Source organism: Pseudomonas sp. F2 (genome assembly GCF_057174385.1).
The window spans coordinates 1,338,544-1,355,255 of the sequence record NZ_CM169904.1; the positions used below are offsets into that span (position 1 = coordinate 1,338,544).

16 protein-coding genes are annotated in these 16,712 nt (G+C 60.6%); 8 read left to right on the forward strand and 8 right to left on the reverse strand.

What is annotated here, in order from left to right:
• Nucleotides 1-45: 45 nt before the first annotated feature.
• Nucleotides 46-579, reverse strand: coding sequence for a tetratricopeptide repeat protein (locus AC193Q_RS05815; protein WP_047294307.1), 534 nt, complete (start codon nucleotides 577-579; stop codon nucleotides 46-48).
• Nucleotides 580-754: 175 nt separating this feature from the next.
• Here AC193Q_RS05815 and AC193Q_RS05820 point away from each other — a divergent pair, with 175 nt between their 5' ends.
• The 3 genes from AC193Q_RS05820 to nudC all read left to right on the forward strand — a co-directional run bounded on the left by AC193Q_RS05820 (nucleotide 755) and on the right by nudC (nucleotide 3,415).
• Nucleotides 755-1,528 (forward strand): class I SAM-dependent methyltransferase, encoded by a 774-nt coding sequence (locus tag AC193Q_RS05820; RefSeq protein ID WP_095666616.1) that lies wholly within the window; start codon nucleotides 755-757, stop codon nucleotides 1,526-1,528.
• Nucleotides 1,529-1,765: 237 nt separating this feature from the next.
• Nucleotides 1,766-2,578 (forward strand): crotonase/enoyl-CoA hydratase family protein, encoded by an 813-nt coding sequence (locus AC193Q_RS05825; RefSeq protein WP_047294311.1) that lies wholly within the window; start codon nucleotides 1,766-1,768, stop codon nucleotides 2,576-2,578.
• A 6-nt stretch (nucleotides 2,579-2,584) separates the two neighbouring features.
• The gene (gene nudC, locus AC193Q_RS05830; RefSeq protein WP_483879287.1) at nucleotides 2,585-3,415 is read left to right on the forward strand and encodes an NAD(+) diphosphatase; all 831 of its coding nucleotides are present in this window, start codon (nucleotides 2,585-2,587) and stop codon (nucleotides 3,413-3,415) included.
• Here nudC and AC193Q_RS05835 read toward each other — a convergent pair.
• Nucleotides 3,383-4,162 carry a TSUP family transporter gene (locus AC193Q_RS05835; protein WP_047294312.1) on the reverse strand — a complete coding sequence of 260 codons (780 nt, stop codon included), beginning with the start codon at nucleotides 4,160-4,162 and terminating at the stop codon, nucleotides 3,383-3,385. The two genes, nudC and AC193Q_RS05835, sit on opposite strands and share 33 nt — an antisense overlap.
• A 358-nt stretch (nucleotides 4,163-4,520) precedes the next feature.
• Here AC193Q_RS05835 and sfnG point away from each other — a divergent pair, with 358 nt between their 5' ends.
• The gene (gene sfnG / locus AC193Q_RS05840; RefSeq protein ID WP_483879288.1) at nucleotides 4,521-5,603 is read left to right on the forward strand and encodes a dimethylsulfone monooxygenase SfnG; all 1,083 of its coding nucleotides are present in this window, start codon (nucleotides 4,521-4,523) and stop codon (nucleotides 5,601-5,603) included.
• A gap of 122 nt (nucleotides 5,604-5,725) precedes the next feature.
• On the opposite strand, the gene AC193Q_RS05845 is transcribed toward sfnG, so the two are convergent.
• Nucleotides 5,726-6,205 (reverse strand): nuclear transport factor 2 family protein, encoded by a 480-nt coding sequence (locus AC193Q_RS05845; protein WP_047294316.1) that lies wholly within the window; start codon nucleotides 6,203-6,205, stop codon nucleotides 5,726-5,728.
• Between the two features lie 56 nt (nucleotides 6,206-6,261).
• Nucleotides 6,262-6,825, reverse strand: a complete 564-nt coding sequence (locus AC193Q_RS05850) for a TetR/AcrR family transcriptional regulator (RefSeq protein WP_041063753.1) — start codon at nucleotides 6,823-6,825, stop codon at nucleotides 6,262-6,264.
• Nucleotides 6,826-7,029: 204 nt separating this feature from the next.
• On the opposite strand from AC193Q_RS05850, the gene pssA reads away from it, so the two are divergent.
• Nucleotides 7,030-8,373 (forward strand): CDP-diacylglycerol--serine O-phosphatidyltransferase, encoded by a 1,344-nt coding sequence (gene pssA / locus AC193Q_RS05855; RefSeq protein WP_483879289.1) that lies wholly within the window; start codon nucleotides 7,030-7,032, stop codon nucleotides 8,371-8,373.
• 108 nt (nucleotides 8,374-8,481) lie between these two features.
• Here pssA and efeO (AC193Q_RS05860) read toward each other — a convergent pair whose 3' ends face one another.
• The 4 genes from efeO (AC193Q_RS05860) to efeU are packed head-to-tail and all read right to left on the reverse strand — an operon-like array spanning nucleotide 8,482 to nucleotide 12,711.
• Nucleotides 8,482-9,306, reverse strand: coding sequence for an iron uptake system protein EfeO (gene efeO, locus AC193Q_RS05860; protein ID WP_041063755.1), 825 nt, complete (start codon nucleotides 9,304-9,306; stop codon nucleotides 8,482-8,484).
• A gap of 26 nt (nucleotides 9,307-9,332) precedes the next feature.
• Entirely contained in the window at nucleotides 9,333-10,631 is a 1,299-nt protein-coding gene (efeB, locus tag AC193Q_RS05865; protein ID WP_483879290.1) for an iron uptake transporter deferrochelatase/peroxidase subunit, read from the reverse strand.
• A 17-nt stretch (nucleotides 10,632-10,648) separates the two neighbouring features.
• A complete protein-coding gene (gene efeO / locus AC193Q_RS05870; protein ID WP_483879291.1) occupies nucleotides 10,649-11,848 on the reverse strand; it encodes an iron uptake system protein EfeO in 1,200 nt (399 codons plus the stop codon).
• Nucleotides 11,849-11,856: 8 nt separating this feature from the next.
• The gene (gene efeU, locus AC193Q_RS05875) at nucleotides 11,857-12,711 is read right to left on the reverse strand and encodes an iron uptake transporter permease EfeU (RefSeq protein WP_483879292.1); all 855 of its coding nucleotides are present in this window, start codon (nucleotides 12,709-12,711) and stop codon (nucleotides 11,857-11,859) included.
• Nucleotides 12,712-12,999: 288 nt separating this feature from the next.
• Here efeU and AC193Q_RS05880 point away from each other — a divergent pair, with 288 nt between their 5' ends.
• The 3 genes from AC193Q_RS05880 (at nucleotide 13,000) to AC193Q_RS05890 (ending at nucleotide 16,704) form a co-directional block, all read left to right on the forward strand.
• Nucleotides 13,000-14,016 carry an AraC family transcriptional regulator gene (locus AC193Q_RS05880; RefSeq protein ID WP_182401056.1) on the forward strand — a complete coding sequence of 339 codons (1,017 nt, stop codon included), beginning with the start codon at nucleotides 13,000-13,002 and terminating at the stop codon, nucleotides 14,014-14,016.
• Between the two features lie 246 nt (nucleotides 14,017-14,262).
• A complete protein-coding gene (locus tag AC193Q_RS05885; protein ID WP_483879293.1) occupies nucleotides 14,263-15,927 on the forward strand; it encodes an AMP-binding protein in 1,665 nt (554 codons plus the stop codon).
• Nucleotides 15,928-15,942: 15 nt separating this feature from the next.
• Nucleotides 15,943-16,704: an SDR family NAD(P)-dependent oxidoreductase gene (locus AC193Q_RS05890; protein WP_095669207.1), complete on the forward strand. Its 762-nt coding sequence runs from the start codon at nucleotides 15,943-15,945 to the stop codon at nucleotides 16,702-16,704.
• Nucleotides 16,705-16,712: the final 8 nt, after the last annotated feature.

Sequence of the window (16,712 nt, forward strand, 5' to 3'; positions counted from 1 at the left end):
TCCGAATGCCTGATCGCTGACGATGGTGGCGTTCCTTTATCTGTTTCAGGTTTTCGATGAATCGTTGATGGCTTCAGCCAGGTCCTGGTATTCCTCGCAAGAGGTTCCGCAAATCGATTTGATCTGCTGCAACTGTTCCTGCGCCAGGTCGACGCGGCCCTTGATTACATAGGCTTCGCCGAGGTATTCACGCACTTGCGCGTACTGCGGATCGAGTTTCACCGATTGCAGGTAATAGCCGATGCCTTCATCGGTACGCCCGAGTTTTCGCGTGGCGTAACCGCGATAGTTGAGGGCTTTGGCAGTGTTCGGTTGTTTGAGGGTGTCGAGCAGGGCCAGGGCTTCTTCGTATCGACCGTCCTTGGCCAGCCTGTAGGCGTAATCGGTACGGTCGGCATCCGGCACGGCGCGGCTGGTCTGCATCACGCATTTCTGCGATTGGCTGTCCCAGACCTGGCCTTTGGGGCAATTGGGTTTCTGCACGGGCGCACTTTCATCACCGTTGGCAAACGCCATCGATGCAGACAACGCGGTCACCAGCAGCAACGGGGCGGCGAACATAACGGAACGGATAGTCATGGGCAAGGCTCCACAGAGGGTTATGTTTCACTTTGAACACCACAGCACGGCATTTTATTCATTGTTTTGTCAGGCTCTGTTCAAGGTAAGCGCAAATTGTGGCGTTATGCTCAGGAACGCCAGCCGTCCATCCAGCGCCTGACGATGCCACCGCGCTGCCATACGAGGAACTGCCATGAACGATCAGGTCCATCACTCTGCTGCTGCCGGCTACAAGACCGCTGCCGACACCTACATCAAGGGGCGCCCGGACTACCCGCCGCAGGTCAGCCAGTGGTTGACCCAGACCTTGGGTCTGGACAGTCACAAGACGGTCATCGATCTGGGTGCCGGTACCGGCAAGTTCACCGGCCGGCTGGTGGCGACTGACGCACAGGTAATCGCCGTGGAGCCGGTGGCGCAGATGCTGGAAAAACTTTCCGCCGCCTGGCCGCAGGTACTGGCGGTGAGCGGTACGGCGACCGATCTGCCACTGCCGGATGCGTCGGTGGATGCAGTGGTCTGCGCGCAGGCGTTTCACTGGTTCGCCACGCCCGAGGCCTTGAGCGAAATCGCCCGGGTGCTCAAGCCCGGCGGCAAGCTTGGCCTGATCTGGAACCTGCGCGACACGCAAGTCAGTTGGGTGCCGAAACTCGATGCCATCGTTAACGCGCTGGAAGGGGACACGCCGCGTTACTACACCGGCCAATGGCGTCAAGTGTTTCCGCATCCGGCGTTCGGGCCGTTGCACTTGCAGCAGTTCCACCATGGACATACCGGCTCGCCGGAGGACGTGATTTTCAATCGGGTGCGCTCCACCAGTTTCATTGCCGCGTTGCCGCAGGCGCAGCGGGACAAGGTCGATGAGCAGATTCGCGCGCTGATTGCCTCGGAGCCGGCGTTGCGTGGGCGGCATGTGCTGACGGTGCCTTATGAGACGGCGGCGTATGTGGCGGTGAAGGGCGGTTAGATCGGGGCGGCCTCATCGCCAGCAGGCTGGCTCCCACATTTTTGCATCGATACAAAGCCTTGTAGGAGCTGCCGCATGATCTTCAAAGTCAAAAGATCGCAGCCTTCGGCAGCTCCTACACGGACTGGAGCGCGGCAAAATTCTTTGTTGAAGTCAGTCCCGCATTTGGCCGAACCGCCATCGTGATGCCTTGTTATAGTTCGGGCCTCATTTTCTGCCCGGTAAAGGATCACTGCCATGACTCAATACACCGCCTTCAGCGTCGAACTGGCCGACAACATCGCGCACGTGCAGATCAATCGTCCGGAAAAGATCAACTCGATGAACGCCGCGTTCTGGAGCGAGATCGTCGAGATTTTCCAGTGGATCGATGACACCGACGAAGTGCGAGTGGTGGTGCTCAGCGGCAACGGCAAACACTTTTCCTCCGGCATCGACCTGATGATGCTCGCTGGCGTCGCCAATGAACTGGGCAAGGACGTTGGCCGTAACGCGCGTCTGCTGCGGCGCAAGATCCTGACCCTGCAAGCCTCGTTCAACGCCGTCGATAATTGCCGCAAACCGGTGCTGGCGGCGATTCAAGGCTATTGCCTCGGTGGTGCCATCGACCTGATCGCCGCCTGCGACATGCGTTACGCTGCGGAAGATGCGCAGTTCTCGATCAAGGAAATCGATATCGGCATGGCCGCCGATGTTGGCACTTTGCAACGGTTGCCACGGATCATCGGCGACGGCATGCTGCGTGAACTGGCTTATACCGGTCGCACCTTTGGCGCCGAGGAAGCGCGCAGCATTGGCCTGGTCAATCGCGTGTACAGTGACAAGGAACTGCTGCTCGAAGGCGTGATGGACATTGCTCGCGAGATCGCCCGCAAATCGCCCATCGCGGTCACCGGCACCAAGGAAATGATCAGCTACATGCGTGACCACCGCATTGACGACGGTCTCGAATACGTTGCCACCTGGAACGCCGCCATGTTGCAATCCACCGACTTGCGCGTGGCCATGGCCGCCCATATGAGTAAACAGAAACCTGAATTTCTGGATTGAGAAACCATGACAGCTCGCTGGACCACTGCAGTACTGGACACCGATCAACCCGGCGGCTGGGCCGTGGCGCGCAGCCCCGAAGGCTTTCTGTTCGATGACAACGGCGCGCTGTTCCCCCGGGAATGGCTCAAGCGTCAGGACTTGTCGATCCTCGCCGAGCATGGCATCGGCCATCTTGATGGCGAGCCGGTGTATCTGCTGGAGCTGCACAGTCACAGCGAAGTGCCGGGCTGCATCTGGAAGGGGCTGCGGGCGTTCATGCTCGATGGCGATCACACCGTCTACAAGGTGTTGGGTTATGCCGCGCAGATCGGCACCTGGGCGCGCGAACATCGCTTTTGCGGCAATTGCGGTCAGGCCATGACCCAGGTGCCACGGGAGCGGGCCATGTATTGCCAGCCGTGTGAATTGCGCAGTTACCCGCGCATTTCACCGAGCATGATCGTGCTGGTCACCCGCGGTGACGAGATCCTGCTGGCGCGCTCACCGCGTTTCGTCACCGGGGTCTACAGCACGCTGGCCGGGTTTGCCGAGCCGGGCGAATCGGCCGAGGATTGTCTGATTCGCGAGGTGCGCGAGGAAGTCAGCATCGAGGTGAAGAACATCCAGTACATGGGCAGTCAGTGCTGGCCGTTCCCGCACTCGATGATGCTGGGCTTCCATGCCGAATATGCCGGTGGCGAGATCGTTTGCCAGGAAGACGAAATCGAAGACGCCCAGTGGTTCAACGTGCACGATCTGCCGCCGTTGCCGGCGTCAAAATCGATTGCCCGTTACCTGATCGACGTCTACGTGGCGCGCCGTTTAGGCCACGCTGAACCAGTGCTGCCAGGCTAGGCGCACAGTAAGCCCCAGCACCACGGTGATGAACACCGGACGAATGAACTTGGCGCCGCCGCTGATCGCGGTGCGCGCCCCGAAGAATGCGCCGACCATCACCGACAGGCCCATGCTCAGGCCGATGATCCAGTCCACCTGCCCGGAGAACATGAACACCGACAGCGCCGCAATGTTGCTGACGAAGTTCATGCTGCGCGCTACACCGCTGGCCTTGACCAGGTCGATGGGGTAGAGCAGCAGGCTGCTGACGGTCCAGAACGCGCCCGTGCCGGGGCCGGCCACGCCGTCGTAGAAACCGAGGCTGAAGCCTTGGCTCGATTGCCATTTCTTCTTGATGGGTGCGTCGCTGTCCAGCGGCGCTTTTGGCGTTCCGCCGAACAACAGATACAGGCCGCAGGCGAAGACGATCACCGGCAGCATCTTGTTCAGCCATTCCGCTGGCAGGTAATGGGCAACAATCGCGCCGGTCAACGCCCCGACCAGGGTACCGACGATCGCGTGCATCCATTGCCGGGGGTGGAACAGTTTGCGCCGGTAGAAGGTGAAGCTGGCGGTGGCCGAGCCGAAAGTCGAACTGAGTTTGTTGGTGCCTAACACCAGGTGTGGCGGCAGGCCGGCCGTCAGCAGCGCGGGCGTGGTCAGCAGACCACCGCCGCCAGCGATGGCGTCGATGAAACCGGCAATGAAAGCGACGAAAGCCAGGATGGCCAGGGTGGTGAGGTCAACGCTGAGTTCGAAAGGCATGGAATCGGCTTATTCGGCAGGGCGCAGAAGGGCTGCGGGGAAGGGCTGACATGTTACCTGTATCCAACTGTTGCGGCGACCCGTATGGCCGCATCGCTGGCAAGCCAGCTCCCACAGGGATCTTCAGCGATCACAAATGTTGAGAACAGACCGAAAACCTGTGGGAGCTGGCTTGCCAGCGACGCGGCCTGCACAGGCAAAGGCTATTCAACTGTTGCCTACCCAACACCTCGACGACAAATTACCCTCCAAGAATGCAACACCATCAGCCCCAAGCCCAACAAAACCGGGCATTTCAACCCTGGCACGCTTGCTGCTCTATCCCCCACATCTCCGCAAATATCCCGAGGACACGCCAATGAGCAAGCAAGCCGTGAAATTCGCCTACTGGGTGCCGAACGTCAGTGGCGGCCTGGTGGTCAGCAAGATCGAGCAGCGCACCGACTGGGGCATCGACTACAACCGCAAACTGGCGCAACTCGCCGAAGCGGCGGGGTTCGAGTATGCCCTGACGCAGATCCGCTTTACCGCCGGTTACGGTGCCGAGTTCCAGCATGAATCGGTGGCGTTCAGTCATGCGCTGCTGGCAGCTACCACCAGGCTCAAGGTGATCGCGGCGATTCTGCCGGGGCCTTGGCAACCGGCGCTGGCAGCCAAGCAACTGGCGACCATCGATCAACTCACCAACGGCCGGATTGCGGTCAATATCGTCAGCGGTTGGTTCAAGGGCGAATTCCAGGCCATCGGCGAACATTGGCTGGAACACGACGAGCGCTACCGGCGTTCCGAGGAATTCATCCGCTCGCTGCGCGGGATCTGGAGCCAGGACAACTTCACTTTTCGCGGCGACTTCTACCGTTTCGACAATTACACCCTCAAACCGAAACCGCTGGGCCGCCCGGAAATCTTCCAGGGTGGCAGTTCCCGTGCGGCAAGGGACATGGCGGCGCGGGTTTCGGACTGGTATTTCACCAACGGCAACAGCGTCGAAGGGATCAAGGCGCAGGTCGATGACATCCGGGCCAAAGCGGCGGCAAACAATCATTCGGTGAAAATCGGCGTCAACGCTTTTGTCATCGCCCGCGACACCGAAGAAGAGGCCCGCGCTGTACTGGCGCAGATCATCGACCAGGCCGACCCGGAAGCGGTGAATGCTTTCGGTGACGCGGCGAAGCAGGCGGGCAAGGCGTCGCCGGAAGGTGAGGGCAACTGGGCGAAATCGACGTTCGAGGATCTGGTGCAATACAACGATGGCTTCAAGACCAACCTGATCGGCACGCCACAGCAGATTGCCGAGCGGATTGTGGCGCTGAAAGCGGTGGGGGTGGATCTGGTGTTGGCGGGGTTTCTGCACTTTCAGGAGGAGGTGGAGTATTTCGGCAAGCGTGTGTTGCCGTTGGTGCGGGAACTGGAGGCTGAAAAGACTGCCGCCGTCGCCTGACCACTACAAGACCAGTGTAGGAGCGAGCTTGCTCGCGAAAGCGGTTTGTCAGTTACTTGAGTATTGACTGACACGACGCCTTCGCGAGCAAGCTCGCTCCCACATTTTCGATCTACATGAACTCAGAGACCGAGATCGGAGAGCCCCGGATGATCATCCGGACGCCGACCCAGCGGCCAATGGAACTTGCGTTCGCTTTCCTTGATCGGCATGTCGTTGATGCAGGCATAGCGCTGGAACATCAGGCCGTGCTCATCGAACTCCCAGTTTTCATTGCCGTAGGAACGGAACCAGTTGCCCGAATCGTCGCGCCATTCATAGGCGTAGCGCACGGCAATCCGCGTATCCGAATAGGCCCAGAGTTCCTTGATCAGGCGATAATCGAGTTCCTTGGCCCACTTACGGGTCAGGAACGCCTTGGCTTCTTCACGGTTGTTGGCGAACTCGGCGCGGTTGCGCCATTTCGTGTCGAGTGTGTAGGCCAGCGACACCTTCTCGGGGTCGCGGGAGTTCCAGCCATCTTCGGCCAGTCGAACTTTTTCGATGGCCGATTCATGGTTGAACGGCGGTAAAGGCGGACGCACTTGGGCAGCAGTCGACATTGTCAGTCTCCCGATCTAATAAACGATTAAACAACGGTTCAGGCTTATTTAAGGCGTTACAGGTCCAATAACTTACGCGCCATGCATTGCGCATTATCAGCGGCACTGTGATCACCCATCACAAGCGCTACGGTAATGGCGCCGTCAATCAGGATCAGCAACTGCCTGGCCAGACGTTGCGGATCTTCGACGCCATGTTCGGTACACAGCTCGCACAGGTAGTCGAGCAGCTTCTGTTTGTGGTCTTTGGCGACCTGGCGCACCGGATCTTCGGGGTCACCGGTCTCGCCACTGGTATTGATGAAGGCGCAGCCGCGGAAGCCTTCCGAGGCGAACCAGCTTTTGAGCACGGTAAACAGGTTCAGCAGGCGGTCGGCCGGGGTTTCGGCCTGATCGACAGCGCTACGGTACCAGTGCATCCAGCGCACGTCGCGGCGTTGCAGGGCGGCGACGGTCAGCTCCTCCTTGTTGGCGAAGTAGCGGTAGATGCTTTTTCTGGAGACGCCGGCGGTTTTCACCAGAAGATCCATGCCGGTGGCCGCAATGCCACTTTTGTAGATCAACTTTTCGGTGACATCCAGAATGATGTCGCGGGTCGAGGTGTCATTGATTTCGTTCATGTGGCGAACAGTAGAACGATCGTTCTCCTTTCGCAAGCTATTTTTAAGATCAAAAGATCGCAGCCTTCGGCAGCTCCTACACTGATCCCTGTTGGAGCTGCCGAAGGCTGCGATCTTTTGATCTCTTTACAGACACTCACAAGACCCGAACCGGTTGATGGTGTAAGCTCTCGGGTTCTTCGGATTCGACCCATTGCGAGCCCTATGCCGTTGCTTTTCAAACGCTCTTTGCTGCCCAAACTGCGCAGCTTTCCGCTGACTGCCGAGGCCGTGACGATTCTGTCCGGCGCCGCCGAGTTCCGTCGTTGCCTGCTGGAGAAAATCGCCGAGGCGACCCGGCGCATCTACATCGTTGCGCTGTATCTGCAGCACGACGAGGCCGGTCAGGAAATCCTCGATGCCTTGCACGCCGCCAAGCTCAAGCGCCCGGAGCTGGAAATTGTCGTGGTGGTCGACTGGCTGCGCGCCCAGCGCGGGTTGATCGGTGCCGGCAAACAGCCGGGCAACTCGGCGTGGTATCAGGAAATGACCCGCACGCATCAGAGTGAAGTGCCGGTTTACGGCGTCCCGGTGCAGACCCGCGAACTGTTTGGCGTCCTGCACTTGAAAGGCTTCGTGATCGATGACTGCGTGGTTTACAGCGGTGCGAGCCTGAACAACGTCTACCTGCACAAGTTCGACAAGTACCGTTTCGACCGCTACCACGTACTGCACAGCCGCGAACTGGCAGACTCGATGCACCATCTGGTCAAGCACGGTCTGATCGAATCCAAAGCTGTGCATCGCCTCGACCTGCCGAACCTGCCAACTACCCGCAGCCTGCGCAACGACATCGGCGACCTGCGCAGCCGTCTCAAATATGCGGCGTACGACACCAGTGCCGGCAGTACCGCGCATAGCGGCCTGTCGGTGAGTCCGTTGCTCGGCGTGGGCAAGAACAACCCGTTGAACCGGGTGATTGTCGAGCTGATCGCCAGTGCGCAACAGCAGCTGACGATCTGCACCCCGTATTTCAATCTGCCGCTGCCGATCATCCGCGAGATCAACCGCGCGCTGACCCGTGGGGTGAAGATCGACATCGTGGTCGGCGACAAAACCGCCAACGATTTCTACATTCCGCCGAGCGAGCCGTTCAAGGTGATTGCGGCGCTGCCGTACCTGTACGAAATCAGCCTGCGCCGCTTCGCCAAGCGTCATCAGCGCAACATCGACAGCGGTCAGTTGAACCTGCACCTGTGGCGTGACGGCGACAACAGCTATCACCTTAAGGGCATGTGGATCGACCAGCGCTATACGCTGCTGACCGGCAACAACCTCAACCCGCGGGCGTTTCGTCTCGACCTGGAAAACGCGCTGCTGATCGATGATCCGCAAGGCGAGTGGCTTGAGCCACGAGCGAAGGAGCAGGCAGAGATCTTCCGCAACACCACGCGGATTGCCAGCTTCCAGAACCTTGAGACTCTGCCGGAGTATCCGGCGGGAGTGGCGAAGTTTCTCAAGCGGGTGAGCCGGGTGCGGATTGAGCGGTTGCTGTACCGGATTTTGTAACCGTTAAAAGCAAAAGATCGCAGCCTCCGGCAGCTCCTACATTGGGTATGTGAACACCCTGTAGGAGCTGCCGAAGGCTGCGATCTTTTTACTGGCGACTCAGATCCGTCAGTTAAGACCCAACTTGCCACGCAACGTAGACAGGTCTTCCGCCAACGTATTGACCGGGCCAACCAGGGCCTTGCGGTCGTTGTCCTTCACCTTGTCATACGTCTCGAAACCACCGTCCTTGGTCTTGTACTTGGCGAGGATTTTGTCCACGGTGGCGAAGTTCTTGTCGACTTTGGCAACGAAAGCCTTGTCCTGCTTTTCGATCTGCGGACGGAACAGGTCGACGATCTTCTTAGCGCCGTCGATGTTGCCCTGGAAATCGTACAGGTCGGTGTGGCTGTAGCGGTCTTCTTCACCGGAGATCTTGGTCGCGGCAACTTCTTCCAACAGCGCGGCCGCACCGCCGACGACTTTCTCCGGCGGGAAGGTCAGGCCGGCGACGCGGGTCTGCAGGTCTTTGACGTCGCTGTCCAGCTTGTCAGCCAGTGCCGTCAGGCCTTCGGTGCTCTTCTCCGAGAACAGCGAATATTCGAGGCGATGGAAACCGGTGAAATCTTCAGCCTTCACGCCTTTTTCGTGGTCGTCGACGCGCGAGTCGATGGACGCATCGAGGTCGCTGAACAGCTCGGCAATCGGCTCGATCGACTCGTAGTAAACGCGAGTCGGCGCGTAGAGCTTTTGCGCGGTGGCCAGATCGCCTTTCTTCACCGCATCGGTGAACTGCTTGGTGTGGCTGCCCAATTCATCCAGTTGCTCGGTGACGTAGATCTTGTAGTCCGACACCGGGCCGACCAGATCCAGCGGCGCTGTTGCGGCGAACGCCGACAACGGGGTGTTGAGTAAACCGAGGGTCAGCAATAACGCGAGTGGCGACTTTTTCATGGAGCGGCTCCGAGGTTTTTTTGTGGTTAGGCAGCTGTTTTGGGTTGGGTGGCGTCAAGCAGCGAGCGACCGATGAAGTCCTTGTCGCCGGTGACACCCGGAAGGGTGAAGAAGTAACCGCCGCCGACCGGTTTGAGGTATTCCTCAAGCGGCTCGCCGTTGAGCCGGGTCTGCACGGTGATGAAGCCTTTTTCCAGGTCGGCTTGGTAGCAGATGAACAGCAGGCCCATGTCGAGCTGGCCGTTCTTGTTCACGCCGTTGGAGTAGTTGAAGGGGCGGCGCAGGATCAGGTTGGCCTGGCTCGCGGCGGTGCGCGGGTTGGCCAGGCGAATGTGCGCGTCGAGCTTGGTCAGCTTGCCTTGCGGGTCTTTGCTGTAGTCCGGGACCTCGGTCTCATGGTGGGCGCCCATCGGCGCGCCCGTGGTCTTGACCCGACCGATGATGCTTTCCTGTTCCTGCAACGGCGTCCGGTCCCAGCGCTCGACGAAGTTACGGATGATCCGCACCGCTTGATAGCTGCCGTGCGCCGCCCAGGCCGGTTCATCGCTGCCCGGTTGCACCCAGACAATCTGATCCATCGCCTTGGCGTCGTTGGAGTCGGGGTTGGCCGAGCCGTCACGGAAACCGAGGAAGTTACGCGCCGATTGCGCCGGCACACCCGGTTTGACCGGGGCTTGCGGCGGCACGCTGCCTTCCTGTTTCCAGCGCACCAGCAGCAGGTCAGGCAGGTTCTTGACGATGTCGCGCAGGGCGTGAATGTTGGTGTCGGCGGTGTTCGAGCAGAACTGCAGGCTCAAGTCGCCGTGGCAGCACTCGGCCTCAAGCGCATCGTTGGGGAAGCCGACCATGCGTTGCAGGCGCTTCGGTTTGGCACCGGCCAGACCGAAGCGCTCGTCGAACAGCGATTCGCCGACCGAGACGGTGATGGTCAGGTTGTCCGGGGTCACGATCGGGCCAAGGATGCCGGAATCCGGCGGTGGCAGTTTCGGATCGACCTGTGCCACCGGGCCGCCCTTCATCAGGAACGCGATGCGCTCGTTGAGGGTGCGGAACAGCCGCTCAAGATCTTGGCGATCGCTGGCCAGTACGTCGAACGAAACCAGCATGCCGGACGCCGGGCGCGGGGTGACGATGCCGGTCTGGTGCACGCCGTGGAACTCGTGGCGGTCTTCGGTCTTGTCGCTGCTGGGCGCTTCGGTAACTTGCGCCGGGGCTGCAGCCATCGCCGGGCAGCTCAGGGCCGATCCGGCCAGGGCGACACCGGCGACACCCATGCCCATCAGCAGGCGGCGACGTTGCACATCGAGGTTTTGCAATTCTTTCATCGGTATTCGTCTTCTGCTTACAGGCCGGAGAGGCCGAGGGCGGGGTCGATGCCATCCAGAGCGTCAGCCAGGGCCTGAGCCTTGTCGGCGATCTGTTTGCGTTGTGCGCCACTGACCGTGTCGTAAGTGGCGTAGCCGTCCTTGGCCTTGAAGCTGTTCAGTACGCTGTCGAAATCACTCAGCGCCGCGTCGATTTTCGGCAGCAGCTCCGGCGCCGACTTGCTCAGCATCGGCCGCAGCAGCTCGACCACTTTGTGTGCGGTTTCCAGGTTGCTGGCGAAGCCATTGAGATCGGCGTGGCTGTAGCGTTCCTCTTCACCGCTGGCGGCGCGCACGTCGGCCAGGGTGTTGAGGTTGCGCACCACGATGCTCACCAGCTGTTCCGGCGGCAGCGATTGGGCCAGCAGTTGCTGTTTGAGCGTGGTGACATCGGACAGCAGGCGCTCGGCGACCGGGTTCAAGCCGTCGGGGCTGCGTTGCTGGAACAGCGCATATTCGACCCGGTGGAAGCCGACGAAGGCCGGATCCTGCTCACGTTTTTCGAAGTAATCGGCGCGAGCGTTGATGCTGTTGTCCAGCTCCGCCAGCCGTTGCGCGGCAGGGGCCAGACGCTGGTAAGCCCCACGCGCCGGCAGGTACAGCGCTTGTGCCTGAGCCAGGTCGCCGCTGGTAATTGCCTGATTCAGCGCGGTCACGGCTTTGATCAGCGCGCTGCCCTGAGTCGCCAGATACACGCGGAACTCCGACAAAGGCCCGACGAAAGCGACCATCGACGGTTTGGCCTTGGCGGCAGCGTCGGAGGCGGCGGTCGGCGTTACGTGCAACACGCCACGCGGATTGCTCAGCAGACCGCACGTGATCGCGTAGTCGCCGGGTTGCAGGTTGGCGTTGATCACCTGGCTCAGGCCCGGAGCAATGTTCTCGCGCTCTTCGATCACCAGCACGCCGTCGAGAATTTCCCATTCCACCGCCCGTTCGGAACGGTTGACGATGCGGAAACTGGCGCGGCCGGCGGGCACCGTCAGCTCGTTCGGGTCACAGCTGTGCGCGTTGATGTTGACCACGACTTCATCATGGTTGTGCTGACGCTTGGCCGCAGCCATTTTCGAGGCGTAGTAGAACAGGCCACCGGCGGCGATCATCACGACCACCGAACCGGCCACCGCCCAGCGCAAGGCGCGGGGAGGCGAGGCCTGAGGAGTATTAGGCGTTGACATGGGTGCCCTTATTGGCTGGAAACGGAAGACGATTTGCCGGCTGTGTCTGCGCTTGAGGCCGGCGCGGCGGGGTAGAAGAACAGCACCAGCGCCAGCACCAGATAGATCAGGTACGCACCGAGGGTGCTGACGGTCGGCGCATCCTGATAACCGAACATGCCGGCCAGCACCGAACCCAGCGGGCCGTCTATCGGCAGCGTCGCGCTGAGATCGAACAGCACGCTTTGCAGGTGATTCCACACACCGGCTTCATGCAGGGCTTGCACTGAGTTGGCGAGGATTCCGGCGGCGACCACCAGAATGAACAACCCGGTCCACTTGAAGAACGCTGACAGGTTCAGGCGCATGCTGCCGCTGTAGATCAGGAAACCGACGACGATTGCCAGCACCAGGCCGAGCAGGGCACCGATCGGTGCCCCAGGCCCCTCGCTCTGCTGGAATACCGCGAGCAGAAAGAACACGGTTTCCAGCCCTTCGCGAGCCACGGCGAAAAACACCATGGCGATCAGTGCGATTACTTGATGCTTTGACGAGGTCAGGGCGTGATCCAGCGAGGCTTGTAATGAATGCTTGATCGAACGTGCGACCTTGCGCATCCAGAACACCATCGAACTGAGGATGCCCACCGCGACCAGTCCGACAATGCCTTCGAACAATTCCTGCTGTTTCTGCGGGAATTCGGCACTGACCAGTTCCAGGCCGCCGCCGACCAGCAACGCCAGCGCAGCGGCGAGGAAGACGCCGATCCACACCGCCGGCATCCATTTGCCACGACCGGTCTGTTGCAGGTAGCTGGCGATGATGCCAACGATCAGCGCGGCTTCAATGCCTTCGCGCAGCATGATCAGAAAGGGAACGAGCATTCAGGCAACCACGAGTGATTTAGATAGGTGGCTAAGTTGTAACATAATGACACTCATTCCCAAATGGGGATGGTTGACATTTACCTGAACATTCGCTGAACGGCATGTTTTTCGTCCCCCGCACAGCCCCCCTGTAGGAGCTGCCGCAGGCTGCGATCTTTTGATCTTGTTTTTAAAAATCAAAGTCAAAAGATCGCAGCCTTCGGCAGCTCCTACAGGGTTTTCGGTGAATCGGATGACTGGGGTAAGATGCCCGTCACCCGAAAACCACAAGGTCTGCCTCGCTCCATGTCGGAAAAAGACACCATTGCCGTGCAGCTGGTGCGTGAAGCGCTGCTGCAAAGTTGTGCCCCGGGCGTGGCCACGGATGAAGTCTTGAACAAGGTCGGGATTGCGCCGGCCCTGCTGCACAGCGAACAGGGCAGGGTGCCCGCCTCGCAATACGCCAGGCTCTGGCGTCTGCTGGCCCGGCGCGGCGATGACGAGTTCTTTGGCATGGATCCGCGCCGGCTCAGGTCCGGCAGCCTCGAATTCCTCTGCCGCAGCGCCATGGCGCAATCGACGCTGGCCGCCGGCCTGAACATGGGCTTGAGTTTTCTCTCGCTGATGCTGGAAAAAATGCCCGCGCAACTGGTGCATCAGCAGAGCCTGGCGGAAATCGTCCTGCTCGAAGACGACCCGCAACCGCGCCGCGCGTTCACCTATTTCACCTATTGGATGATCGTCCACGGCGTGGCCTGCTGGCTGGCGGGGCGGCGGATTCCGATTCTGGCGATCGAATTGCGCTGCGCCGAGCCGGATTTCTGCGACGACTATCGGGTGATGTTCTCGGAAAACCTGCGTTTCGAACGTCCGCGTACACGGATGATTTTCGCCGCTGACTGCCTTGATCTGCCGATCAAGCGCACGGCCGAAGAATTGAAACGCTTTCTGGCCCATGCGCCGGCGAACATTCTGGTGAAGTACCGCGATCCTGAGAGCCTTGCCAGCCGGATCAAGCAGGACCTGCGGCAGTTGCCCGCCGAACAATGGCCGGAGACCGAGGCGCTGGCGCAGCAACTGTGCATGTCCGCCTCGACCCTGCGCCGGCGTTTGTCCGAGGAAGGGCAGACCTATCAGGGTCTCAAGGACAGCGTGCGCAAGGAATTGGCGATCAGTTGGCTGGCGGAGCCGTCGATCAGCTTCGTCGAGATCGCCACGCGGCTGGGGTTTGCCGATGCGAGTTCGTTCTACAAGGCGTTTCGCAAGTGGTCGGGGTCCAATCCTGGGCATTACCGTACGTTGATCCTTAACGAAGCGGTCTGATTCAGAGCATCTGTCGCCTGGCCCACCGCCATCGCTGGCAAGCCAGCTCCCACAGAGTTTGCGCTAACCCTGTGGGAGCTGGCTTGCCAGCGATAGGGCCGGTCAAGGCAACACATCCTTTGAAACATGGCCAAACCAGTCAGCCACTTTGATGGCTTTGACCATTGCCGCCTCCGCGCCGCAGCGCGACTATCCCTGTGTTGTTTACGGTTCCCAGCCTAATAAAAACACCGAGGGATTCTGGCAATGCGCGAATACTTGTCTGCCACTGAACAGTTCAACTATCAGCACACCGTGGACGCGGCGCTCAGCGGCACGCTGGAGGCGCTCAACGCCTGCGTCGAATGTTGCGACCGCCATGCCTTGCCGGGGCGCATCGCACTGTTCTGGGAAGGCCGCGACGGCGCCAGTGCCACGTACACCTTCAGCGAACTGCAAGACAAAGCCGCGCGTTTCGCCAATTTCCTTCTCGAACAAGGGGTGCAAAAGGGCGACAAGGTCGCCGGCCTGCTGCCGCGCAACATCGAATTGCTCATCACCGTGTTTGCCACCTGGCGCATCGGCGCGGTGTATCAGCCGTTGTTCACCGCATTCGGCCCCAAGGCCATCGAGCATCGGCTGAACAGCTCCGACGCCAAAGTGGTGGTCACCGACGCGGTCAACCGGCCAAAACTCGCCGAAGTCATGGATTGCCCGACCATCGTCACCGTCGGCGGTGCCAAAGGTCAGGGCATCGTCCGTGGCGACTTCAGTTTCTGGGCCGAGCTGGCCAACTATTCCAGCGTTTGCGAACCGGTCCTGCTGACGGGTGACGATCCGTTCCTGCTGATGTTCACCTCGGGCACCACCGGCCCGTCGAAAGCGCTGTCGGTGCCGCTCAAGGCCATCGTCGCGTTTCAGAGCTACACCCGCGACGCGGTGGATCTGCGCCCTGAAGATGCGTTCTGGAACGTCGCCGATCCGGGCTGGGCCTACGGCATCTATTTCGGCGTCACCGGGCCGATGGCGATGGGGCATCCGATCACCTTTTACGATGGCCCGTTCACCCTCGAAAGCACCTGCCGGGTGATCAACAAATACGCCATCACCAACCTCACCGGTTCGCCGACCGCGTACCGCTTGCTGATTGCCGGTGGCAACGAGTTCGCCAAGTCGATCAAGGGCAAGCTGCGCATTGTCAGCAGCGCCGGCGAACCGCTGAATCCGGAAGTGATTCGCTGGTTCGCCGACAACCTCGATGTGGTGATTCACGACCATTACGGGCAGACCGAACTGGGCATGGTGCTGTGCAACCACCACGGTCTGCAGCATCCGATCCACCTCGGCGCCGCCGGTTTCGCCTCGCCGGGCCATCGCATCGTGGTGCTCGACGAAAATTACAACGAACTCGGCGTCGGCCAACCGGGCATCCTCGCCATCGACCGTACCCAGTCGCCGATGTGCTGGTTCGGCGGCTACGAGGGCGTGCCGACCAAAGCTTTCGTCGGCGATTACTACCTCAGCGGCGACACCGTGGAATGGAACCCGGACGGCAGTATCAGCTTCGTCGGGCGCAGTGATGACGTGATCACGACTTCCGGTTACCGCGTCGGCCCGTTCGACGTCGAAAGTGCGCTGATCGAACACCCGGCGGTGGTCGAAGCCGCCGTGGTCGGCAAGCCTGATCCGGAGCGCACCGAACTGGTCAAGGCGTTCGTCGTGCTCAACCCGCAATACCGCGCCGAACCGGCGCTGGCCGAAGAGCTGCGGCAACACGTGCGCAAGCGTTTGGCCGCGCATTCGTACCCGCGTGAAATCGAATTTGTCAGCGAATTGCCGAAAACCCCAAGCGGCAAATTGCAGCGCTTTATCTTGCGCAACCAGGAAATCGCCAAGGCTCAAGAGGCCGCGGCGCACAACGTTTCAGCTTGAATCAGGAAGTCAGTCATGCAGATCGAGAACAAGGTTTTTATCGTCACCGGCGGCGCCTCCGGCCTGGGTGCAGCCAGCGCCGAATTGCTGGTCAACGCGGGCGCCAAAGTGATGTTGGTGGACATGAATGCCGAAGCCGTCGCCGCGCAGGCCCAGCGCCTCGGCGCGCACAGCGTGGTGGCCGACATCAGCAATGAAGCCGCTGCCGAAGCGGCGGTGCAGGCAACGCTGAAAGCCTTTGGCAGCCTCAACGGTCTGGTCAACTGCGCCGGCATCGTCCGGGGCGAGAAGATTCTCGGCAAGAACGGCCCGCATGCGCTGTCGAGTTTTGCCCAAGTGATCAACGTCAACCTGATCGGCAGCTTCAACATGCTGCGACTGGCCGCAGCGGCCATTGCCGAGAGTGAAGCCAATGCCGATGGCGAGCGTGGGGTGATCATCAATACCGCCTCGGTCGCAGCGTTCGATGGCCAGATCGGCCAGGCGGCGTATTCTGCTTCCAAAGGCGCGATTGCCAGCCTGACCCTGCCGGCCGCCCGTGAACTGGCGCGTTTCGGCATCCGCGTGATGACCATCGCTCCGGGCATTTTCGAAACCCCGATGATGGCCGGCATGACCCCGGAAGTGCGCGAGTCGCTGGCCGCCGGCGTGCCGTTCCCGCCGCGCCTGGGCAAACCTGCCGAGTACGCCGCGCTGGTTCGGCATATCATCGAAAACAGCATGCTCAACGGTGAGGTGATCCGTCTCGACGGCGCCTTGCGCATGGCCGCCAAGTAAGGAGGATT